This window comes from Streptomyces sp. NPDC005374, assembly GCF_042872225.1.
In the GTDB taxonomy this organism is placed as follows: Bacteria; Actinomycetota; Actinomycetes; order Streptomycetales; family Streptomycetaceae; genus Streptomyces.
The window spans coordinates 83,268-105,975 of sequence record NZ_JBIAKA010000004.1 but is presented as its reverse complement, the minus strand read 5'-3'; the positions used below and the strand labels follow the sequence as shown (position 1 = coordinate 105,975).

At 70.7% G+C, this 22,708-nt stretch carries 18 protein-coding genes; 15 read left to right on the top strand and 3 right to left on the bottom strand.

Annotated features, from left to right (window positions below; all coding sequences use genetic code 11):
- The first annotated feature begins 119 nt into the window (after nt 1-119).
- From ACFYRX_RS11700 to ACFYRX_RS11685, 4 genes are all read left to right on the top strand, one after another.
- Nucleotides 120-1,652, top strand: a complete 1,533-nt coding sequence (locus ACFYRX_RS11700) for a DUF4331 domain-containing protein (protein ID WP_389098393.1) — start codon at nt 120-122, stop codon at nt 1,650-1,652.
- A gap of 102 nt (nt 1,653-1,754) precedes the next feature.
- Nucleotides 1,755-3,230: a tetratricopeptide repeat protein gene (locus tag ACFYRX_RS11695; protein WP_389098391.1), complete on the top strand. Its 1,476-nt coding sequence runs from the start codon at nt 1,755-1,757 to the stop codon at nt 3,228-3,230.
- Nucleotides 3,227-4,906, top strand: coding sequence for a sulfite exporter TauE/SafE family protein (locus ACFYRX_RS11690; protein WP_389098389.1), 1,680 nt, complete (start codon nt 3,227-3,229; stop codon nt 4,904-4,906). The genes ACFYRX_RS11695 and ACFYRX_RS11690 overlap by 4 nt, the downstream gene beginning before the upstream one ends.
- A gap of 57 nt (nt 4,907-4,963) precedes the next feature.
- Entirely contained in the window at nt 4,964-6,553 is a 1,590-nt protein-coding gene (locus tag ACFYRX_RS11685; protein WP_389098387.1) for a protein kinase, read from the top strand.
- 4 nt (nt 6,554-6,557) lie between these two features.
- On the opposite strand, the gene ACFYRX_RS11680 is transcribed toward ACFYRX_RS11685, so the two are convergent.
- Nucleotides 6,558-7,352, bottom strand: a complete 795-nt coding sequence (locus ACFYRX_RS11680; RefSeq protein WP_389098385.1) for an SGNH/GDSL hydrolase family protein — start codon at nt 7,350-7,352, stop codon at nt 6,558-6,560.
- Between the two features lie 277 nt (nt 7,353-7,629).
- Between ACFYRX_RS11680 and ACFYRX_RS11675 the strand changes: the two genes are divergently transcribed.
- From ACFYRX_RS11675 to ACFYRX_RS11645, 7 genes are all read left to right on the top strand, one after another.
- Entirely contained in the window at nt 7,630-8,838 is a 1,209-nt protein-coding gene (locus ACFYRX_RS11675; protein WP_389098384.1) for a S8 family peptidase, read from the top strand.
- Between the two features lie 159 nt (nt 8,839-8,997).
- On the top strand, nt 8,998-9,393 hold the full coding sequence (locus ACFYRX_RS11670) for a hypothetical protein (RefSeq protein ID WP_389098382.1): 396 nt from the start codon (nt 8,998-9,000) through the stop codon (nt 9,391-9,393).
- A gap of 1 nt (nt 9,394) precedes the next feature.
- A complete protein-coding gene (locus ACFYRX_RS11665) occupies nt 9,395-10,516 on the top strand; it encodes a GNAT family N-acetyltransferase (RefSeq protein WP_389098380.1) in 1,122 nt (373 codons plus the stop codon).
- Nucleotides 10,517-10,892: 376 nt separating this feature from the next.
- A complete protein-coding gene (locus ACFYRX_RS11660; protein WP_389098378.1) occupies nt 10,893-11,714 on the top strand; it encodes a glycosyltransferase family 2 protein in 822 nt (273 codons plus the stop codon).
- Nucleotides 11,711-12,700, top strand: a complete 990-nt coding sequence (locus ACFYRX_RS11655; protein WP_389098376.1) for a glycosyltransferase family 2 protein — start codon at nt 11,711-11,713, stop codon at nt 12,698-12,700. The genes ACFYRX_RS11660 and ACFYRX_RS11655 overlap by 4 nt, the downstream gene beginning before the upstream one ends.
- Nucleotides 12,693-13,493, top strand: a complete 801-nt coding sequence (locus ACFYRX_RS11650) for a polysaccharide deacetylase family protein (protein WP_389098374.1) — start codon at nt 12,693-12,695, stop codon at nt 13,491-13,493. The genes ACFYRX_RS11655 and ACFYRX_RS11650 overlap by 8 nt, the downstream gene beginning before the upstream one ends.
- Nucleotides 13,486-17,316: a lipopolysaccharide biosynthesis protein gene (locus tag ACFYRX_RS11645; RefSeq protein WP_389098373.1), complete on the top strand. Its 3,831-nt coding sequence runs from the start codon at nt 13,486-13,488 to the stop codon at nt 17,314-17,316. Before ACFYRX_RS11650 ends, ACFYRX_RS11645 begins: the two co-directional genes overlap by 8 nt.
- A 28-nt stretch (nt 17,317-17,344) precedes the next feature.
- On the opposite strand, the gene ACFYRX_RS11640 is transcribed toward ACFYRX_RS11645, so the two are convergent.
- Nucleotides 17,345-18,766: a xylan 1,4-beta-xylosidase gene (locus ACFYRX_RS11640; protein ID WP_389098371.1), complete on the bottom strand. Its 1,422-nt coding sequence runs from the start codon at nt 18,764-18,766 to the stop codon at nt 17,345-17,347.
- Nucleotides 18,767-18,932: 166 nt separating this feature from the next.
- Between ACFYRX_RS11640 and ACFYRX_RS11635 the strand changes: the two genes are divergently transcribed.
- Together ACFYRX_RS11635 and ACFYRX_RS11630 are read left to right on the top strand one after the other, a co-directional pair.
- Nucleotides 18,933-20,027 (top strand): DUF5925 domain-containing protein, encoded by a 1,095-nt coding sequence (locus ACFYRX_RS11635; protein ID WP_389098370.1) that lies wholly within the window; start codon nt 18,933-18,935, stop codon nt 20,025-20,027.
- 28 nt (nt 20,028-20,055) lie between these two features.
- Nucleotides 20,056-20,787 (top strand): DUF72 domain-containing protein, encoded by a 732-nt coding sequence (locus ACFYRX_RS11630; protein ID WP_389098368.1) that lies wholly within the window; start codon nt 20,056-20,058, stop codon nt 20,785-20,787.
- Here the strand turns inward: ACFYRX_RS11630 and ACFYRX_RS11625 are convergent.
- Nucleotides 20,772-21,143 carry a GntR family transcriptional regulator gene (locus ACFYRX_RS11625; protein WP_389098366.1) on the bottom strand — a complete coding sequence of 124 codons (372 nt, stop codon included), beginning with the start codon at nt 21,141-21,143 and terminating at the stop codon, nt 20,772-20,774. The genes ACFYRX_RS11630 and ACFYRX_RS11625 overlap by 16 nt on opposite strands.
- Nucleotides 21,144-21,213: 70 nt before the next feature.
- On the opposite strand from ACFYRX_RS11625, the gene ACFYRX_RS11620 reads away from it, so the two are divergent.
- Both ACFYRX_RS11620 and ACFYRX_RS11615 read left to right on the top strand, forming a co-directional pair.
- Nucleotides 21,214-22,143: a GNAT family N-acetyltransferase gene (locus ACFYRX_RS11620; protein ID WP_389098364.1), complete on the top strand. Its 930-nt coding sequence runs from the start codon at nt 21,214-21,216 to the stop codon at nt 22,141-22,143.
- Nucleotides 22,124-22,660, top strand: coding sequence for a DUF402 domain-containing protein (locus ACFYRX_RS11615; protein WP_389098362.1), 537 nt, complete (start codon nt 22,124-22,126; stop codon nt 22,658-22,660). Before ACFYRX_RS11620 ends, ACFYRX_RS11615 begins: the two co-directional genes overlap by 20 nt.
- Nucleotides 22,661-22,708 lie beyond the last annotated feature (48 nt).

Genomic DNA, 22,708 nt, shown 5'->3' with positions numbered 1-22,708 from the left:
TGAGAAGGCCGAAAGCGCGGGTCGAGCAGCAGAAAAGAAGTTTTGAGATTCGACCAATCCGGCCCGCCCACCGCTCCGAATCACCGAGCGTCAGGCAAGTTGGACTGAGGACGGACGGCATGACACCTATCTCCAGGAGCGGCTCGGGACGCGGCAGTATCGCGACCCTCATCTGTGGCGCGCTGGCCGCCGGGGGGCTCGTAGCCGCCGGTGTGGCCACGCTGGAACCCGGGGCGGCCTCCGCCTCCAGTCACCGGGAGGCCCCCCTGATCTCGGGGCAGCCCCAGTACGACAACACGGACGTGTACGCGTTCGTCAGCCCCGACAAGCCGGACTCGACGACGATCGTCGCCAACTGGATCCCGTTCGAGGAGCCCGGGGGCGGGCCGAACTTCTACCAGTTCGCCGAGGACGCGCAGTACGACCTCCACATCGACAACAACGGTGACGGGCAGGGCGATCTGCTGTACCGCTTCACGTTCAAGACGCACGTCAAGAACAAGAAGTCGTTCCTGTACAACACCGGTGTGGTCGAGAGCCTCGACGACCCCGACCTGAACGTCACGCAGACGTACGACATCGACCTCTTCCGGCTGAAGTACGGGAAGGTCGAGTACAAGACGAAGGTCGCCGACGACATCCCGGTGGCCCCGTCGAACGTCGGCAAGGCGTCCATGCCGAACTACGAGAAGCTGCGCGACCAGGCGGTCTACAAGCTTCCCGGCGACGCGACGGCGTTCGCCGGCCAGGCCGACGACCCGTTCTTCGCGGACCTGCGCGTCTTCGACCTGCTGTACGGCGGCAACCTCAGCGAGGTCGGCAACGACACACTCAAGGGCTACAACGTCAACTCCATCGCCCTGCAGGTCCCGACGGAGATGATCGCCGAGTCGTCGCACCAGCCCATCGTGGGCATCTGGTCGACGACCCAGCGCAAGAACGCGCAGGGCTACTACTCCCAGGTCTCGCGCCTCGGCAACCCGTTGGTCAACGAGGTCGTCAACCCGCTCAAGGACAAGGACAAGTTCAACGCGTCCTCGCCGTGGGACGACGCTCAGTTCCTGAAGAACGTGACCAACCCCGAACTGCCGAAGCTCATCGAGGCGATCTACAAGATCCCCGCCCCGAAGGAGCCGCGCAACGACCTCGTGGACGTCTTCCTCAAGGGTGTGAAGGGGCTGAACCAGCCGCCCCACGTGCGCCCCGCGGAGGAGCTGCGCCTCAACACGTCCATCAAGCCCACCGATTCTCCGAAGCGGCTCGGTGTGCTTGATGGCGACAACGCCGGGTTCCCGAACGGGCGCCGGCTCACCGACGACGTGATCGACGCCTCGCTGCAGGTCGTCGAGGGTGAGCTGGTCGGGTCGAAGAACGACCTCGGTGACGCGGTCGACAAGAACGACAAGGACTTCGAGAAGTCCTTCCCGTACGTGGCGCTGCCGACCGAGGGTTCCCGGGGGCCGCTGGCGAAGGGCACGAGCGGCGGGAACGACGTCCGTAACCAGCTCGGCGACGCGCTGTCCCCGGCCGGGTCCTCCGGTTCGGACAACATGACGCTGATCGCCGCGTCCGCGGGTGCCGGTGCGGGTGGTATCGCGCTCATCGGGGCGGCCCTCATGTGGTGGCGCCGGACGCGGGAACGCGCCTACTAGGCCTCCCGCCTCCCCCATATACCGGCGCGGCCCGCACGAAGCCGTCCCCCACGGTGCGGGCCGCGCCGTGACACACGAACACGAACGAATCAGGAGAGGTCCATGTCCGGGTCTACGACCGACAGCGCGGCGGAGAGCGAACACGACGGGTCGCCGGAGACCGTGGAGCCCTCCATTCGGACCGACGAACCCTCCGCGCACGCCGACGAGGAGAAGGCCGCCGCCGTACGGCGGGTCTCCGAGGCCGGGCGGCGCTGGCGGGCCGCTCAACTCGCCGGGTGCGCTGCCCTGTTGGCCGTGGCCATGACGGGTGGGTCGATCGCTTTCGGTGCCCTGCGGGACGGCGGGACCGCCACCGTCGCCAGTTCGTCCGCGGCCGTCTCTCCCGGGCTCATGGCCAGCGGGGACCTCGATGCGAGCATCAAGGCGATGCAGGCCCATCTCCGCAGCCAGCCCAAGGACTTCGGCGGCTGGGCCGGCCTCGGGCTCGCCTACGTCGAGCAGGCCAGGACGAAGGGCGACCCGTCGCGGTACCGGCAGGCCGAGCAAGTGCTGAAGAAGTCACTGCAGTTGTCGGCGGACAACGAGCAGGGACTCACCGGTCTCGCCGCGCTCGCCGCCGCCCGGCACGACTTCAAGGACGCCCTCGCCTACGCCGACCGGACCCTGAAGCAGAACCCCTACAGCGAGCGGGCCCTCTCCTCCCGGATCGACGCCCTCGTCGAACTCGGCCGCTACGACGAGGCCTCCAAGGCTGCCGACCTGGCGGACGAACGGCGGCCCGGCATCCCGGTGTTCACCCGGTACGCCTACGTCCACGAGCTGCGCGGCGACGTCCGCACCGCCCGCGGTGTCCTGGAGCAGGCCCTGTCCACCGCGACCACCCCGGGCGACATCGCCTACGTGGCCGGCGCGCTGGGCCAACTCGCCTGGAACCAGGGCGACTACGACACGGCCCTGACCGACTACGCCCGCGCCCTCGCCGCCGACGACACCTACCTCCCCGCTCTGGAGGGCAGGGCCCGCGCCCAGGCCGCGAGCGGGGACCGGGCCGCCGCGATCAAGGGCATGGAGAACGTCGTGGCCCGGTATCCGCTGCCCGGCCCGCTCGTCGAGCTCGGTGAGCTGTACGAGGACCGGGGCGCCGACGGCGACCGGGCGAAGGCGAAGGACCAGTACACCCTCGTGGACGCCTGGATCGCCCTCGCCCGCGCCAACGGCGTCAACGCCGACCTCGACACCGCGCTCGCCGCCGCCGACCACGGCGACAAGGCCTCCGCCCTCAAGGCCGCCCGCGCCGAGTGGGCCCGCCGGCACACCGTGCACACCGCGGACGCGCTGGCCTGGGCCCTGCACGTCAACGGCCACGACAAGGAGGCCCTGGCGTACACCCGGCAGGCCACCGCCACCGGCTACCGCAACGCCTCCTTCCTCTACCACCGCGGGATCATCGAACTCGCCACCGGCGACCGGAAGGAAGGCCGGAGCCATCTCACCTCCGCCCTGAAGCTCAACCCCGGTTTCTCCCCCCTCGGCGCCCGTGAGGCCCGCAAGGCCCTCAAGGAGGCGTCCAAGTGAGGCCCCGCCGTCTGTTCGCGTCCGTCACGGCCGTCCTGACGGCGGCTTGTGCGCTCGCGCTGCTCCCTTCCAGCAGCGCGAGCGCGCACCCCCTCGGCAACTTCACCGTCAATCGCTACGACGGTCTCGTCGCCGCCCCCGGCGAACTCCGCGTCGCCCACGTCGAGGACCTCGCCGAGATCCCGGCCACCCAGGCCAAGCCGGACATCGAGAGGCTCGGCATGACCGAGTGGGCCGCACAGCGCTGCCAGAAGGCGGCCGAGGGCGGCAAGGTCACCGTCGACGGCCGTACCGTCGCCCTCACCGCCAAGAGCAGTCACGCGCGCGTACGTCCCGGCCAGGCCGGGCTCGACACCCTGCGCGTGGAGTGCCGGCTGACCGCCCCGCTGCCCGAGGACGCCACCGTGACCCTCGGCTTCCACAGCGCGGGCACCGACTCCGGCCCCGGCTGGCGCGAGATCACCGCGCGCGGCGACCGGATGACGCTCGCGAAGTCGGACGTGCCCGCGAAGTCGGTGTCGAACGAACTCACCACGTACCCGACGGAGTTGCTCTCCTCCCCCGCCGACACCGTGACCGCCTCCCTGCGCGTGCGGCCCGGCGGAGCGGCCCTCGCCCAGGAGCATTCGGACGCCCCGGCCGCCTCCGTGCTGCCCCGTGGCGCCGACCGCTGGACCCGCGCCCTGGACTCCCTGGTCGCCCGCCACGACCTCACCCTCGGCTTCGCCGCGCTCGCCCTGCTCATCGCCGTGTTCCTCGGCGCGATGCACGCGCTCGCCCCGGGCCACGGCAAGACCCTGATGGCCGCGGTGGCCGCGGCCCGCGGCGGCAAGGCCCGGATGAAGGACGTGCTGCCCCTGGCCGCCTCCGTGACGGTCACCCACACCCTGGGCGTGGTCGCCCTGGGCCTCCTGGTCACGGCCGGCTCGGCGGCGGCTCCCTCGGTGATCGCCTGGCTCGGGATCGCGAGCGGGGCGATGGTGACCGCCGCCGGGGTCACCCTGCTGCGACGGGCCCTGCGAGGCCGCGCCCACCAGCGGCCCGGGCATGAGCACGGGCACGGCCCCGGGCAGCACACCCACGACCACCCGCACGCGGCGGAGAAGCCCGAGGAGCGCTCCCTGGTCCTGGTCGCCGCCCGCACGGAGACCGTCCCGGCCACGGCTGAGGCACACACCCACTCGCACACGTCCGGCCACAGCCACGACCACGACCACGGACATGGTCACGGCCATGATCACCAGCACGGCCACGGACACACCCACGATCACGACCACCCCCACTCCCTCGAACACAGCCACGGCGGCTCCACCCACACCCACGCCGTCGCCCCCACCGTCCGCGGCACGATCCTCCTCGGCTTCGCCGGCGGTCTGGTGCCCAGCCCCTCCGCCGTCGTGGTGCTCGTCGGTGCCGCGGCGCTCGGGCAGGCCTGGTTCGGACTGCTGCTCGTCGTCGCCTACGGCGTCGGACTGGCCCTGACTCTGACCGCGGCCGGATTCGCCGTCGTCAGGCTGGGTAGCGGAGTCACACGGGTGCTGGACCGGCGCCCCCGCCTGGCGGCGAGCCCGCTGACCGCGTTGGTGCGCAGGACGGCACCACTGATGTCGGCGTTCGTCGTCGTGGCCCTTGGGGCTGGTTTGGTGCTCAAGGGGGCGGCATCCGCACTCGGCTGAGCTACTTTTGTGGAGAAATGACGCGAAGTCGAGCGGAGTGCGAAGTGGGGGACGTCCGTGTCCGAAGATCCGGGCAGTGAGCGAGTGATCGCGGGCCGCTACCGCCTCCTGTCCCCGCTCGGCGAGGGCGGCATGGGAACCGTGTGGCGGGCCCGTGACGAGGTGCTGCAGCGCGAGGTCGCCGTCAAGGAGGTACGCGCCCCGCACGGACTGCCGACGCAGGAGGTGGAGCGGTTGTACGCCCGCCTCGAACGCGAGGCGTGGGCGGCGGCGCGGGTGACGAACCGCAATGTGGTGACGGTGTACGACGTGGCCGCCGAGGACGGCCGGCCGTGGATCGTCATGGAGCTGGTGCGCGGCATCTCGCTCGCTGAACTCCTGGACGCCGAGGGCCCGTTGAGCCCGCAGCGGACCGCGCACATCGGTGCGGAGGTGCTTTCCGCACTGCGGGCCGCGCACGAGGCCGGGGTGCTGCACCGCGATGTGAAGCCCGCCAACGTGCTGCTGTCGAACGACGGCCGTGTGGTGCTCACCGACTTCGGCATCGCCCAGGTCGAGGGCAGTTCGGCGCTGACGATGACCGGCGAGGTCATCGGCTCCCCCGAGTTCCTCGCCCCGGAGCGGGCGCTGGGCCGCACTCCGGGTCCGGAGTCCGACCTGTGGTCGCTGGGCGTACTGCTCTACGCCGCCGTCGAGGGCAACTCCCCCTTCCGGCAGAACACCCCGCTGAGCACCCTGCGCGCGATCGTGGACGAGGAGCTGCCGCCGCCGTACCGGGCCGGTCCGCTCACCCCGGTGATCGAGGGGTTGTTGCGCAAGGATCCGGCGCAGCGGCTGCCTGCCGGGCAGGCCGAGCAGGAGCTGCGGATCATCGGGGCCGGGGGTACGCCCGGCGCGGACACCGCGCGGGCGGCGCAGTATCCCCCGACCGTCGCGGCGCCCTTCCCGCAGGAACCGCCGACGACCCCGTACCGGCCGGCGCCCACACCGGTCTCCACTCCCGCCACCACGGCCTCCAGGGCCCCGGACCGCAACCGTCGCGCGGGCTTCGTCCTGATCGCGGGTGTGGTGGCCCTCGCGCTGGCGATCGCGGGGCTGACGTACGCGCTGCTGAACCGGGACAACGGCGACAAGGACGGGGACACCGCCAAGGACCCCGGTTCGTCGGTGAGTTCGCCCGCGCAGACCGACACCGGCACGGACGGGCCCAGCAAGGAGAACCCGCCCTCAAGCCAGCAGGAGAGCACCACGAGCGCGCCCCCGCGGCAGTCCGTGGACGTCTCGCTGAAGGGCTCGAACACCGACTACTCCGGCAGCTGCCCGCCGGACCAGTCCGCGGCGCCCACCTTCACGGCCACACTGACGGTCGGCCGGCTCCCGGCGACGGTGACCTATCGCTGGGTGTCGAAGAACGGTTCGCTGAACGGCAGTTGGAAGACGCTCACGTTCCCGGAAGGCGGCGACAGGACACAGCAGGACCGGCAGGGCGTCACCACGCAGGACGACAGCGGTACGTTCCAGGACGCCATCAGCGTGGAGGTCCGCGACCCGGTCCACGAGACGTCCAACTCGGTCCCGTTCTCGCTGACCTGTGTGAAGGAGACCCCGACCCCGACGGGCGAGGCCTCCCCCACCGAGTCCCCCTGAGGGGTCAGGCCGCGCTGTTCAGGACCGGGAGGTAGCCGCCGGACTGGCCGGCCGCGGTCGGGTGGTAGGACTGGCCGATGTTGAGCAGGTCGAGGCTGTGCAGCCAGGCGCTGCCGGAGCAGAGTTCGTGCCCGGTGAAGGTGGGGCGGACGTCGCCCCAGGCGAAGCCGTGGTCCGCGGCGCGCTTGGCGGTCGCGGTGTCGAGGTAGTCGGCGGCGCCGTTGATCGCCTTCCGCTTGGTCTCGGAGAGGCCGAGGCAGGTGGCGCCGAGCTTGTAGAAGCGGGGGTAACCAAGGACCACCACACGGGCGTTGGGGGCCCGGCCGCTGATCGCCGAGTAGACGCTGTCCAGTCGACCCGGCAGCGTCGAGTCGACGTACGCCTTCGCGGTGTTGATCCGGGCCAGGCACGAGCTGTCGGACTGGAGCACACAGGTCGTCATGACGTCGGCGAAGCCCGCGTCGTTGCCCCCGATGCTGATCGAGACGAGGGCCGTGGCGGAGCTGAGCGGGGTCAGCTGGTTCGCCAGGACATCACCCGTACGAGCGCCCGAGCACGCCGTGAAGGCGAACGACGAGGGTGAGTGGGCGGCCGCCCAGAGGTAGGGGTAGGCCTTCGTGCTGCGTTTGCAGTCGCCGCTTGAACTGATGTAGCTGCCTGCGCCGACACCCGAGGAATAGGAGTCGCCCAGGGCCACATACGGGCCTTCGGCGGCGTGGGCGGTGCCTGTCCCGGTGAGGACGGCGGCGAGGGCGAGGAGGAGCGAGCCGACGTACGCGGCAAATCGGGAACGTCTCATGGAACCTCCCTTTAGCAGGATCTCTGCCACATCCGTCGTAGCAAGCACACGAATCGACGGGAAGTGTCCATGCCAAAATCGGCAATGATTTCGTGAACATGACAGGTTTGTTGACGCCTCCTCAACTCCCTTGTTCTACGCCCGTAGACGGCCCAGTCTTTACCTCAGCCCGGAGCGGAACGCGACGCTCCCGGTCGTGTGCGCGATCACGTGCACGCCCCCCACGGACGCGCGCCCGACCCAGGCGCGCGTCGCCCATGAGGAGGACCCCCTCGTAATGGCACATCTGCGTAGCAACACGTTCCGGTTCGCCGCGATCACCGGCCTCGCGACCGCCGCCCTCGTGGGCGGGCTCACCGCCCTGCCCGCCGAGGCCGCTCCGGCCGAGGGCAAGGTCCTCGCCGCCGGCTCCCCCACGGCCGTCAAGGACAGCTACATCGTCACGCTCAAGAAGAACGCGGGCTTCACGTCCTCCTCGAGCGAGGGCAAGAGCCTCATCAAGGAGTACGGCGGCTCGGTGAACAAGACGTTCGGCGCCGCGCTGAACGGCTACACCGCGACGCTCTCCGCGGCTGAGGCCAGGAGACTCGCAGCCGACCCGTCGATCGCCACGGTCGAGCAGAACCAGACCGTGCACCTGACCGACACCACCCAGTCCAGCGCGCCCTGGGGCCTGGACCGCTCCGACCAGACAGCGCTCCCGCTGTCCGGCACCTACACCTACCCGGACTCGGCGGGCAGCGGTGTGACGGCGTACGTCATCGACACCGGCGTCCGCATCACCCACTCCCAGATCAGCGGCCGGGCGAGCTACGGCTACGACGCCGTGGACGGCGACACCACCGCCTCGGACGGCAACGGTCACGGCACGCACGTGGCCACGACCATCGCCGGCACCACCTACGGGATCGCCAAGAAGGCGAAGATCGTGGCGGTCCGGGTGCTCGACAACGCCGGCTCCGGCACCACCGCGGGTGTCATCGCGGGCATCAACTGGGTGACCGCGAACCACAGCGGTCCCTCGGTCGCCAACATGTCCCTCGGCGGCGGCGCCTCCACCACCCTGGACGACGCCGTGGCCAACTCCATAGCCAGCGGCGTCACTTACGCGGTCGCGGCGGGCAACAGCAGCGCCAACGCCTCCTCGTACTCCCCGGCCCGCGTCGCCGCCGCGATCACGGTCGGCGCCACCACCAGCACGGACGCCAGGGCCAGCTACTCCAACTACGGCTCGGTCCTGGACATCTTCGCCCCCGGCTCCTCGATCACGGCGGGCTGGTACACCAGCGACACCGCGACCAACACCATCTCCGGCACATCGATGGCGACCCCGCACGTCGCGGGCGCGGCCGCGGTCTACCTGGCGGGCCACACCTCGGCCACCCCGGCCCAGGTCGCCACGGCCCTGGTGAACGGCGCCACCACCGGCGTCGTGACCAGCGCGGGCACCGGTTCACCGAACCGGCTCCTGAAGATCGTCCCCTGACCCCGACGCACACCCTCTGAACGGCCGTTCCCCGGAGGCGCCCCGCACCTCCGGGGAACGCTCATGCCCAAGTCCGTACCTGTCCGTCTTGACGCCCCCCATGTCACTGAGCGACATTGAAGTCCGGCATCCGGCGCTTTCTGGGGGGAAACGTCGCCCATGCAGATCACACGCACCCGGACATCTTCGGGAAAGTCGGGCAGAGAGCTCACGCCACTGCTCGCGGGCGCCGCGACCGCCGCGGGGGGACTCGGCGCGCTGCTCGCGCTCACCGGCTCCCACTCACCGCTGCGCGCACCGCTCGTGCTGTTCTTTCTGCTCGCCGCGCCCGCCGCCGGCATCGCCGCCGCACTGCGCGGACTCGATCCGTTCGCCCGGACACTGGCCGCGCTGGCCGGCTCTGTCGTCCTCAACATGCTGGTCGCCCAGGGCATGTTGGCCACCCACCGCTGGTCGGCGGGCGGCGGTGTCGTGGCGATGGCCGTGATCAGCGCCCTCATCCTCCTGTCGGTGCTGCTCCTGCGGCGCCGTACGGCGAAGGGCCGGGGCGTCTGACATGGACCTCAGCGTGTACCGCCCCGGTGAGCTGAGTGCCGCCGACCGGGCGGCGTGGACGGCCCTGCAGTCCAAGGCCCATCTCCAGGGCTCGCCCGGGCTGGCGAACCCGTTCCTGTCCCCCGAGTTCACGCTCGCGGTGAGCCGGTACCGACGGGGTGTGCGGGTCGCGGTGGCACGGGAACGGGGCGAGCCCGCCGCGTTCTTCCCGTTCCAGCGAACCGCCACCGGCGTCGGCCGGGCCGTCGGTCTCGGCGTCTCGGACGCCCAGGGTCTGGTGCACCGGCCCGGATTCACCTGGGACGCACGGGAGTTGCTGCGGGCCTGCGGGCTCGCCGTGTGGGAGTTCGACCATCTGGTGGAGGGCCAGGGGCCGTTCGAGACGAGCGCCGCCAAGGGCTTCGCCTCCCCGGTGCTGGACGTGGACCAGGGGTACGAGGCATATCTGGACCGACTGCGGGAGCGCTCACCGAAGTTCACCCGGACCACGCTCGCCAAGGAGCGCAGGCTGCACCGCACCGCGAGCGAGCTGCGCTACGTCCACGACGAGCGCGACCCGGCCGTCCTGCGCACGCTGATGGGCTGGAAGTCCGTGCAGTACCGCAGGACCGGCCGCAGCGACCGCTTCGCGCACGAGTGGATCTCCGGACTCGTGCGGCAGTTGTTCCACACCCGCTCCGAGTCGTTCGCCGGGCTCCTGTCGGTGCTGTACGCCGACGGGAAGCCGGTCGCCGCTCACTTCGGGCTGCGCACCGAGCGCGTGCTGGCGTGCTGGTTCCCGGCGTACGACCCGGAGTACGCGAAGTACTCCCCGGGCCTGATCCTGCATCTGCGCATGGCCGAGGCGGCCGCCGCCGACGGCATCGCGTACCTCGATCTGGGCCGGGGCCACAAGGAGTACAAGGACTCCCTGAAGACACGGGAACTGACCGTGTCGGAGGGGTGGGTGACCCGTCGGCACCCGGTCGCGGTCGGACACCGCGTCCGCCGGGTTCCGGTACGGGCACTGCGCAACGCCGTGGTGACGCGGCCGGAGCTGTTCGAACCCACCGACAGATTGTTGAAGAAGGTGGGAAAGATCCGCTCGGTTCCGTCTGTAACGGTCAAACCAACAAAAACGTGAGGCCTCGTTCCAGGTCTTGCCATAGGGGTTCAATCGTCAATACCGTCATACATCACACCCGCACCGTCCCGTCATCGAGCGGCTCTAGGGGAGGGCTCAAGGACCGCGACGGGGGGCGCGGGGCGCGGTAGGGGGGTGCCGTGCTCGGTGACCGCACTTGTGACCGAGTCGTGCCGCGAGACCGGCTGTCGTCTTTTTGGGACAAGCACAGGCAACAAGCACAGGACGACGACGGTCGGCCAGATTTGCCAGCTCACCCGGCAGGTACGGAGATTCCTTCCGGCATGCCGTGAGTGAGAACCCCCCTTTCGAACCGGAGAAAAAAACCGGACCGCCCAGGGGCGGGCGGTCCACCGGACGAGAGGGAACCAGACTCATGAGTTCAGTTCTGCGCCCGCCGACTACGGGCCAGGATGTGCCTGTAGCCGGCCAGTACCGACCGATCACCACTCATCTGGCCATAGCGCCACCGGTGAGCGTGGTCATACCCGCCATGAACGAGGCGGAGAACCTTCCGTACGTCTTCAAGACCCTGCCGGACTGGATCCACGAGGTGGTTCTCGTGGACGGCAACTCCACCGACGACACCGTCGCGGTGGCCCGCGGGCTGTGGCCCGAGGTGAAGGTCGTCAAGCAGCACGGCAAGGGCAAGGGGGACGCCCTGATCACCGGGTTCGAAGCCTGCACCGGTGACATCGTCGTCATGATCGACGCGGACGGCTCGGCCGACGGCAACGAGATCGTCTCCTATGTGTCCGCCCTCGTCTCGGGCGCGGACTTCGCCAAGGGGTCCCGCTTCGCCAACGGCGGCGGCACCGACGACATGACCTTCATCCGCAAGCTCGGCAACTGGGCGCTGTGCACCATCGTCAACCGCAAGTTCGGCGCCCGCTACACGGATCTCTGCTACGGATACAACGCGTTCTGGCGGCACTGCCTCGACAAGATCGACCTCGACTGCACGGGCTTCGAGGTGGAGACCCTGATGAACATCAGGGTGGTCAAGGCCGGGCTCAAGGTGCAGGAGATACCCAGCTACGAGTACCTCCGCATCCACGGCGCCAGCAACCTGAGGGCGGTCCGGGACGGTATCCGGGTGCTCAAGGTGATCCTCGGTGAGCGGTCCAACCGGCGTGCGCTGCGCCGCCGTACCCGCCACTCGCCGATGCTCGACTCGGGCCGGGGAGAGGTGTCTTGAGCGATCCCGACATCTCCGTCGTGATCTGTGTGTACACCGAGGACCGCTGGGAGGACATCCTCGCGGCGGTCGCCTCGGCGCGGACGCAGTCGTACACGGCCCTGGAGACGCTGCTGGTCGTCGACCACAATCCGGCGCTGCTGGATCGACTGGCCAAGGAGTACAAGGAGGCCGGGGAGGTCCGCGTGTTCGCCAACGCGGGCCCCCGCGGCCTCTCCGCGGGGCGCAACACCGGGATCGCCGCCGCGCGCGGCGAGGTGATCGCCTTCCTCGACGACGACGCCGTCGCCGAGCGCGACTGGCTGCGCCACTTCGCGGGGGCCTACACCGACCCGCGGGTCATGGCGGTCGGCGGCCGTACGGTGCCGATCTGGGCGTCGGGCCGGCGCCCTGCCTGGTTCCCGGAGGAGTTCGACTGGGTGGTCGGCTGCACCTACAGGGGCATCCCGTCCGGCCGGGTACGGGTGCGCAACGTCCTCGGCGGCAACGCCTCCTTCCGCCGCAGCGCCTTCGACGCGGCGGGCGGCTTCGCCACCGGCATCGGACGGGACGGCGACAAGCGGCCGCTGGGCTGCGAGGAGACGGAGCTGTGCATCCGGCTGAGCCGGGCCAGACCGGACGCGGTCCTGCTGATCGACGACCGTGCGGTGATCCACCACCGGGTGCCCGCGGCACGCGAACACTTCGGGTACTTCCGCACACGCGCGTACGCGGAGGGCCTGTCGAAGGCGCTGGTGGCCCGAAGTGTCGGCGCGGGCAAGGGACTTGAGTCGGAACGCCGGTACGCCACCCGGGTGCTGCCGTCCGGGGTGGTGCGCGGGCTGCGGGACGCCGCGCTGTCCCGGCCGGGGGGCGCGGGCCGGGCGGGCGCGATCGTCGCCGGGGTGCTGACCGCGGCCGGAGGGTATGTCGTCGGCAGCGTCCGGGCGCGGCGGGGAGGAGCCACGTTCTCGGTCGCGGAGATCGAGGGGGGAACGCATGCCTGAGCCGCCTGTACCGATCCTCATGTACCACGCGGTCGCGACCGACCCGAACGACGCCACCCGCGTGCTGTCGGTGTCCCCGGAGTCCTTCGCCGAGCAGATGGAACTGATCGGCGGGGCGGGACTCACGCCGGTCAAGGTCGCCGACCTCGCGGCCCGTTGGCGTGACGGCCGCCCGCTGCCCGAGCGGCCCGTCCTGATCACCTTCGACGACGGCTACGAAGGCGTGCACCGCCACGCCCTGCCCGTGCTCGCCAAGCACGGCTTCACGGCCACGGTGTTCGTCTCCACCGGCTGGATCCGGGGCGCGTACGACACCGGCGGCGGCCTGGACACCATGCTGGACTGGGACCAGGTCCGCGAACTCGCCGCGGCGGGCGTGGAGATCGGCGGCCACACCCACACGCACCCGGAGCTCGACCAGCTCGACGACGCCGCGCTGCGCCACGAGCTGATCCACTCCAAGGAGATCGTCACCGACGAACTCGGCACCGCACCGGCCTCGTTCGCCTATCCGTACGGCTACTCCAGCCGCCGGGTGCGCGAGGCGGTGCGGGAGACCGGGTACGGCCAGGCGCTCGCCGTGAACAACGGCCTGGCGCGCCGACGCCAGGGGCCGTACGCGCTCACCCGTCTCACCGTGCGCCGCGCCACCACCGCCGAGGAGTTCGAGCGGCTCGTCCAGGGCCGCGCGATCGCCCGGGACTTCGCCAGGGACCGTGCCCTCACCAAGGGGTACGCGTTGGTCCGAAGAGCACGACAGGTCCGGCGGAAGGTCTCCCGTTCCCGTGTCTGACACGACGACCACGACCGAGCCCGAGTCGACCGCGGCCAAGGCGCCCGAGCAGTCGGGGCGCCGTCTTCGGCTGCCCGGCCTGGGCAGGGGCGCCGGCGGCGGCAACCAGCTGTTCCGCAACGCCTACGCGCTGATGCTCAACACCGGGATCTCCGCGGTGCTCGGGCTCGGCTTCTGGCTGGCGGCAGCCCGCTACTACTCCGAGTCCGCGGTCGGCCAGGGCTCCGCCGCGATCGCCGCGATGAAGTTCCTCGCCGGCCTGACCGCGGTCACCCTGACCGGGGCGCTGGCCCGCTTCATCCCGGTGGCGGGCCGCGCCACGGGGCGGCTCATCTTCCGTACGTACGCGGGCAGTTCGCTGATCGTGGCGGTGGCCGCGGTCGTCTTCCTGCTGACGCTGGACGTGTGGGGGCCGTCGTACCGCTTCCTGCACGGGCCTCTCAACGGCCTCGGGTTCATCGCGGCCGTCGTCGCCTGGAACGTGCTCACACTCCAGGACGGCGTGCTGACCGGGCTGCGCAACGCGCCCTGGGTGCCGGTCGGCAACACGGTGTTCTCCGCGGTGAAGCTGGGGCTGCTGGTCGCCTTCGCCGTGGCGATCCCCACGGCCGGAGTCTTCGTGTCGTGGGTCGCGGCCATCGCGATGTCCGTACTGCCGCTGGGCTGGCTGGTGTTCCGCCGTCTGGTGCCCCGGCATGTGAAGGCCACCGAGGACCGCGCCGAGCCGCCGTCGCTCAGGGAGATCGGGCGCTTCCTCGCCGGCGACTACACCGGATCGCTGTTCTCGCTCGCCGTGGTCTACCTGATCCCGGTGATCATCGCCTCGCAGGTCAGCTCCGAGGACAACGCGTACTTCTACATCACCACGACGATAGGCGGCACCTGCAACCTGCTCGCCATCAACATGGGCGCCTCCCTGACCGTCGAGGGCTCGCACGACCCGGGACGGCTGTCCGCCAACACCCGTGCCGCGCTCAAGCGGATGGCCCGGATCATGCTGCCGGTGGCCTCCGTCCTGTTCTTCGGGGCCCCCTGGATCCTCGGGGTGTTCGGCGAGGGCTACGCGGACGCGGCCACCCCGCTGCTGCGCTGGTTCGCGGTCGGCGCGGTGCTCCGGGTCGTGATGGAGACGTACTTCGCGGTGCTGCGCGCGCAGAGCCGCACCGCCGGACTCGCCTGGATGCAGGGCCTGTTGTGCGTGCTGGTGCTCGGCCTGACCCTGCTGCTGCTGCCCCGCATGGGGCTGACCGGGGCGGGCGTCGCCGAGATCTCCGCGCTCGCGGTGATCGTCGCGCTCGCCGCGCCCAAGCTGTACCGGACGATCCGGCAGGCACCGGCTCCCGAGATCCCCGAGGGCGCCGCTCCCGACGGTGACCTCGCCGACCTCGGGGCGCGCGAGGTCACGGCCGGCGGGCGTACCCGCCGCCCCGGTTGGGCGCTCGACCAGGACACCCTGGCCCTGGGCATCCACGTCGACTTCGACCACCAGGAACGCCGTCCCGACGTACGCCCGGGCCCCGGCACCCCGCCCACCGGCACGCCCATGGAACGCCCGGCACGCGACCGGCCGACCTGGGCCCTGAGCAAGCTCCCCGACCTCGGACTGCCCGTGGAGAACCGGGAGCCCGGCTCCGAGTCCTCCCTCGGGCCGTCCGAGGCGGAGGTGGACGCACCGTTCGAGGTGGCCTTCGACGCGGGCAAGGACCCCGTACCGGGAGAGGGGCCCGAGGTACGGGAAGAGGTGGCCGTGCCCGTGGAGTCGGCGCAGCCGCCGGGTCCCCTTCCGCCGCTCTCGTGGCGGGAACGGCTGCGGCCCACCCGGAGCGGACTCGTCCTCGGCTGTCTGCTGGTCGCCGCGCTCCTGCTGTACTGGGTGCCCGCGGCCCGTCTCGGCGAGTCGGACCTGGACCGGATGGGCGGGTTCGGGCTGATCTCGATCCTGCCGCCCGCCACCCTGCTCGGAGCCGCCCTGCTGGTCGCGGTCTTCGCCTCGCTGCTGTGGCTGGGCCGCGAGCACAAGGCGCTGCTGCTGCTCACGCTGGTGGCGACGGTGGTCTCCCTGCACGCGCTGCCCGCGGTGATCGAGGCCGAGCCCCGGTTCGCGACGGCCTGGCAGCACCTCGGGTTCATCGACTACATCGACCGCACCGGATCCGCGGTCCCCGACCTGGACGCGCGCTGGAGCTGGCCGGGCTTCTTCGCGGTGGCCGCCTTCGTCGCGAAGGCCTGCGGGGTCACGGACTTCACCGAGGTCATCCGCTGGTGGCCGACGGCGATCCAACTCGCCTACTTGGTACCGATGTTCCTGCTCGTACGGCACATGCGGGCGAGCTGGCGGGCCAAGTGGACCGGCATCTGGATCTTCGTGCTGAGCGGCTGGGTCGGCCAGGACTACTTCTCCCCGCAGGGCTTCACCTATCTGCTGTACCTGATGTTCGTGGCGGTGCTGCTCGTCTGGTTCCGGGCACCCCGTGTGATCTGGACGAAGAGGCGCCCCGGCGAGGCGGAGGTCGAGCCGACGAACAGCCGCCAACGGGCCGTGCTACTAGCGGTGTTGATCGGTCTGTTCGCGGCGAGCGTGCCCGCCCACCAGCTCACCCCGTTCATGATGCTCGGTGTGCTGGCGGCACTCGTGGTGTTCCGCCGCAGCGAACTGCGGGGTCTGCCCGTGCTGTTCGCCGTGATGGTGACCGCCTGGATCTGCTACATGGCCGAGCCGTACTGGTCGGGCCACTTCGACGAGCTGTTCGGCGGGGTCGGCGGCGTCGGCGGCAATGTGTCCTCGTCGGTCTCCGGCCGTATCGAGGGCGGCAGTTCGACCCACAAGCTGGTCCTGTATGTACGCGTCCTGCTGGCCGGCGGTGTCATGGCGCTCGCCTGCTACGGCTGGTGGCGGCGGCGCGACCACAAGTACCGGGAAGCCGCGCTGCTCGTCCTCACCTTCGTCCCGTTCCTTGGCTTCGGCATGCAGTCGTACGGCGGCGAGATGGCGCTGCGCGTCTTCATGTTCGCCCTGCCGGGTGCCGGTCTGCTCGCGGCGCTGGCGCTGTTCCCGCGTACCGGTGTCACCGCGAAGGAGCGTGAGAAGGACCGGGTGAGCCTCGCTCCGGTGGCCGCGTTCATGGCCGGTCTGCTGCTCATCGGGGGCTTCCTGGTGGCTCGTTGGGGCAACGAGCCGTTCGAGCGGATCCAGCCCGGTGAGGTCGCCGCCATGGACTACGTCTACGCCCACGACGACCCGACGGTCCGAGTGCTGTGGCTGTCCAACGACACGGTGAACAATGTGACGCCGGCGATGCCGTGGGGCGCGAAGGACATGGAGAAGGTGTCGTACGTGCCGACGCTGGCGCCGCCCGACCCGGTGCTGGTGTCGAGCCTGGTCAAGGCGCTGAAGGACGCGGGCCCCAACTCGTATCTGATGGTCAACGTCAGCCAGGTCACCTATCTGCGGCTGGACGTGGGCTATTCGCGGACGTGGGAGCCGCGGCTGCTCGACAACCTCGACAGCCGCAAGGAGCTCAAGCGGGTCTTCACCAACGACGACGCGACCGTCTACGCGCTGCGGGACCAGCCCGCGGGGAAGGTTCCGAAGCCCGACCCCGGGCCGATCGGGCCGCAGGTGACGTGGACGTCCTGGTCGGTGGTGGGGGCGCTGGCCGCGCTGGCGCTGATCCTGCTGCTCTCGGCGCGTGAGGTGGTCCGGGTCGCGGTGCGGCCGAGTGTGCGGCAACTGCGGTGGCTCCAGAGCAGTTTCTGGTTCTCGCTGCCCCTGCTCGCGGTGTTCCTGGCGGCGCTGGTCCAGCGGTTCCTGACGATGAAGTAGGTGTGCGGTCGGAGAGAGGTCAAGTGGCTCAGCGGCTGAGCCACTTGACCTCGTACGCCTGCATGTCGAACCGCTTGCCGTCGACGTCCGCGCTGATCCTCCGGTTCAGGGTGTTGACGACCAGGACCGTCCTGTCGGTGGCGAGGACGCGGACGTTGGGCACGTCGTCGGCGGCGACGGGGACGGTCCGGTACTGCGTGCCCGGCGCGAACGCGGCGCTGAAGCGGCTCAGCAGGCCGAACATGGGCAGCTCCCGGCCGCCGTCCGCACCGCTGGTCGGCGTCCACAGGCAGCCCGCGCAGTCCGTGCCCTTCTCGTTCTCCGGGTTCCAGTAGAGGGCGGAGGTGGTGCCGCCCTTGGCCAGCGCGATCATCCCGGCGGCCTGGACCGCGACCCGGCGGTTCTCGGACCAGCCCTCGCGTTCGTCCCGGCTGTCGGCGGGCTCGACGTAGTACTCGGCCCACCACAGCGGCAGGTTGCCGGTCTGCTTCCGCACCCAGCGGCTCACCGCGGTGAACTTGTCGGTGGCCGCGAACTCGTTCGGCAGCAGTTCGTCGTCGTTGGTGTAGCTGGAGCCGTCGACGACCACGAAGTCGGCGCCGGCCTTGTGCTGGTTCCAGTAGTCGAAGGCGTCCAGGATCCGCTGGTCCATGGCGCCCCAGGCGCCCTTGAAGGTCGCGGAGGCGTCCTCGGAGCGTGGGTCGACGCTGTCCATCACGAGATACGGCCCGCCCACCATGATCTTGGGGTCGACCTTCTTCAGCGCCTTGTAGACCAGGTTGTACAGCTGGGTGTAGCCCTCGTAGTCCCAGCGGGCCTCGCCGTCGTTCCAGAAGCCCTTGAACTCGTTCCAGACGATGAAGTGCCGTACGTCGGGATAGCGCTTGGCGACGGTCGCGGCGAGCGCGGCATAGTCCTTGAAGTGCGCCGGTTCCGGGGCGGTCTCCAGGGCTGCCTTGCTCCAGTCGGTGCTGCCGACGCCCGCCTTGCCGCCCTTCATCCAGTCCGGCGCACAGCACAGGGTGATGACCGGGGTGGAGCCGGAGGCACGGATGAAGTCGACGCGCCGGTCCAGGTCCTCGAAGTCGTAACGCCCCTTGACCGGCTCGGGGTTGTCGGCGCCCCACCCCATGACGGCCTGGTTCTGCGGCAGCCCGCCCGCGTCGGCCAGCATCCCCTCGACGCGCTCGGTGGCCGCGGAGCTGCCCTCGTCGGCGCTGAACTGGGTGTGCGTGAACCCCCAGCCCACCTCCGGGGTGTCCGCGTCCGGCGTGGTCGTCGGAGCGCCGTGGATCTTGTCACCGTTGCGCGATGTGCCGTCGGTGCCCGCGCCGTTCCCAGGAAGCGTGTTGAGGAGGGTCACGAGCAGCGCCAGGGCCGCCGCGCCCACACCGAGCAGAGCGGTGAGCCGCCACCGCAGTGCCCCCGAATTCCACCCATGACGTCCCATTGAGGGCAACGGTAGCCGCGAACACACCTGTGCGGGCAGAGGTCGTGGATGCACAGCTCTGTAACAGCAGGCAGCGGACAGACCGGAAGCACGGGCCCGCGCGACACAACCGGCGCGGCACGGAAACCGGGTGCGTATGGGGGTCTTGTGCCGGATCATGGCCCGCATGTCTGCGAACCCACACGACGCGCTGCCGATCCGGCTCAACGTCGACGACAGCGACTCGCCGTCCGACGTCGTCGACGCGCTGTTCCTCGGCCGCTTCGCGACGGGCGAGCAGCCGTACTCGCACGCGGCCAACATCGACCGGGTCCGCTCCGGGGCCACCCTGCTGCCGCCGGGCGCGAAGGTGCTGCGCGTCGCGCGGGACGACGACCGCAGCGCGACGCTCGCCGAGGGCGACGGCTGGACCCTGCTCGTCTCCCGCTGGAACCGCGGCGCCGACGTCACGGTGACGGCGACGGAACCCGAGCTGGCGAAGAAGGTCCTCGACCAGGCCACCGACGGCGCGACGGACGAGCCGGAGCCCCAGCCGGAGAACGTGACGATGGGCTTCTGGTACGTCTCCCCCAGGCGTGGCCCGCACCGCACCACCCGGCAGATCTCCGCGGGCACCTGGGACGAGGTCCGGGAGAACTACACGGCACCGGTCGCGGACGCCATGGACCACCTGATGAAGACGGTTCCGGAGAACATCGCGGGCCGTCTGCTGCTGCTCCACGGCCCGCCGGGCACCGGCAAGACCTCGGCCCTGCGCACCCTCGCCCGCTCCTGGCGGGACTGGTGCCAGGTGGACTGCGTCCTGGACCCGGAGCGTCTGTTCAGTGACGTCGGCTATCTGATGGACATCGCGATCGGCGAGGAGGACGCGGCCGGCAAGGGCCGCTGGCGGCTCCTGCTCCTGGAGGACTGCGACGAACTGATCCGCGGCGAGGCGAAGCACACGGCGGGCCAGGCCCTGTCGCGGCTGCTGAACCTGACCGACGGACTGCTCGGCCAGGGTCGCAACGTCCTGGTGGGGGTGACGACCAACGAGGACCTGGAGCGGCTGCACCCCGCCGTGGTCCGCCCCGGCCGCTGTCTGGCCCGCATCGAGGTCGGCCCGCTGACCCGCGGGGAGGCGGTGGGGTGGCTCGGCACCGAGGAGGGCGTCGGCCGGGAGGGCGCGACGCTGGCGGAGCTGTACGCGCTGCGCCGGGGGACGTCACCGACGGCGCTGCCCGAGCCGCGGGGAGACGTCGACGCCGGGCTGTACCTCTGAGATCCGCGGCCGGTGCTTTCATGGAGGTATGACCCTGCACGTCGGCACGTCCGGGTGGCAGTACAAGGACTGGCGTGACGTCCTGTATCCCGCCGGCGTGCCGGTGCGGCTCTGGCTGGAGGAGTATGCGGCGCACTTCTCGACGGTCGAGATCAACAACGCGTTCTACCGGTTGCCGACCCGGGAGAACTTCGAGACGTGGCGGGACCGGCTGCCGCAGGGCTTCGTGGTGGCGGTGAAGGCCAGCCGGTACCTGACCCACATCAAGCGCCTGAAGGACCCCGAGGAGCCGGTGGAGCGCCTGATGAGCCACGCCGAGGGCCTGGGCTCCCGCCTGGGTCCGGTGTTGCTGCAGCTGCCTCCGACGCTGCGCGCGGACACCGCACTGCTCGACGGATGCCTGCGGTGCTTCCCGCCCCGCACACGCGTCGCGGTCGAGCCGCGCCACGACTCCTGGTGGACCCCCGAGGTACGCAAGGTCCTGGAAGCGCGGGGCGCGGCCCTGTGCTGGGCCGACGTACGGGCCCGCCCCGTGACCCCGCTGTGGCGCACCGCCGACTGGGGTTACGTCCGCTTCCACGAGGGCCGCGCACAGGCGTGGCCGCACTACGGCAGGCGGTCCCTGGAGACCTGGGCCGAGCGGATCGGGGAGACCTGGAGCGGGGACCAGGACGTGTACGCGTACTTCAACAACGACCCGAACGGCGCCGCCGTAAGGAACGCGACGATGTTCGGGTCCCTTGCTCAGCTCTCCCCGTAGGCCGCCCGCAGCGCGTCCCGCACCGCGGCGAGAGCCGCCGGCTCGTCCAGCCCGAGCCGCCGGGCCCGCTCCACGTAGGCCTGGGCGGCCGACGCCAGTTCCCGTTCCGCCGCCGAGCCCGCCTCGGCGACGAACGTGCCGTTGCGCCCCCGCGTCTCGATGACGCCGTCGCTCTCCAGCGCCCGGTACGCCTTGGCGACGGTGTTCGCGGCCAGCCCGAGCGACTCGGCGAGCCCCCGCACGGTCGGCAGCCGGTACCCCACGGGCAGCACCCCCGCCCGCGCCTGCTCGGAGATCTGCACTCGCACCTGTTCGTACGACGGCGCGCTGTCATCGATGTGGATCTTCAGGGTCACGGGCCGATTGTCCCGCACCCACCGGAAAATGAGAGGCCTCCGCGCACGCTCCCACGTAACGTGCGCCTTCATGACCGTGATCGTGCGCGACCTCCGCCCACAGGACCCGGCCGACGTCGAGGACTTCAGCCACGCCCGTCACCTGGCCCTCCCGTTCGTGCTGTGGACCCCGGCCGGGATCCTGCACCGCCTGGTGCACACCCACCCGGACGCCCGCTACCGCTCTCTCGTGGCCGAGGAGGACGGCGAGGTGATCGGCACGGCCCAGGTAGGCCTCTCCCATGACAGTCCGGAGCCGGGCCAGGGCTACCTCAACATCTACGTACGCCCGGACCGCACGCGGCGCGGCGCCGGCGCCCTGCTCGTCCGCACCGCCGAGGAGCATCTGGCGGCACACGGCGCGACCAGGCTGTTCTCCTGGGTCCTCGACGAGCCGCAGAACCGCGCCTTCGCCGAGCGGCACGGCTACCGGGCCAGTCGCTCCGCCCACTTCCTCCGCCTGGACCTGACGAGCGGCACACTGCCTCCGCTCCAGTCCCCTCCCCCGGGCGTCGAGCTGCGCACCGCCGCCGACTTCGCGGACGACCCGCGCCCCTTCTTCGAACTGGACGCGGAGACCACGATGGACGAACCGAGCGACGTGGGTGCCGAGTTCACGGACTACGACCTGTGGATCGAGGAGAACTGGAAGCACCCGCTCCTCGACCACGCCCTGACCTCGATCGTCCTCGTCGACGGCCGCCCCGCCGCCTTCAGCGCCGCCCATACGGACGGCGCCGGCCGCTACGCCACCGCCATGACCGGCACCGCCCGTGCCTTCCGTGGCCGCGGCCTCGCCAAGCTCGCCAAGAACCACTCCCTGCACCACGCCCGCGCCGCCGGATACACCGAGGCCCTCACGGGCAACGACGCCGGAAACGAACCCATGCTCGCGATCAACAAATGGTTCGGATACGCGATCCGCGCCACGGAGGTACGTCATGTCCGCGAACTCACCTGACCCGAAGCCCCTCCTGGACGTCGTCCTGGTCAAGGCGGGCCGCACGAAGATCCGTTACGAGGCCGAGCTGCTCACCGACGACGGCACCCGCATCACCGTCCGCGCCCCCTGGGCGGGCAAGGGCGTGCGCGATTTCGGCTTCGTCCGCTTCGAGCCCGGCGACGTCTTCACCGAGCACTACTGGCGAGACCGCTGGTACGCGGTGAAGGAGGTCCACGACGCTTCCGGCACCTTGAAGGGCTGGTACTGCGACATCACCCGCCCGGCGACCCTGGACGGCGCCGAACTGGTCGTGGAGGACCTGGACCTCGATCTGTGGGTCTCCGCGGACGGCAGGGAAGTACTGCGCCTGGACGAGGACGAGTTCGAGGAGAGCGGCCTGGCGGAGAGGGACCCCGAGGCGGCGTCGGCGGCGATGGCAGCCCTCGACGACCTGGCGAAGCTGGCCGACGCGGGCGGCGCGTCAAGCCACGGCGAACAAGCGGCCGACGCACCTCGCTGGCCCCCGATCCACTAAGGCCTGTCCGGCGGATCATGCCGGCGGCGCGGGCCTGGCACGCACATC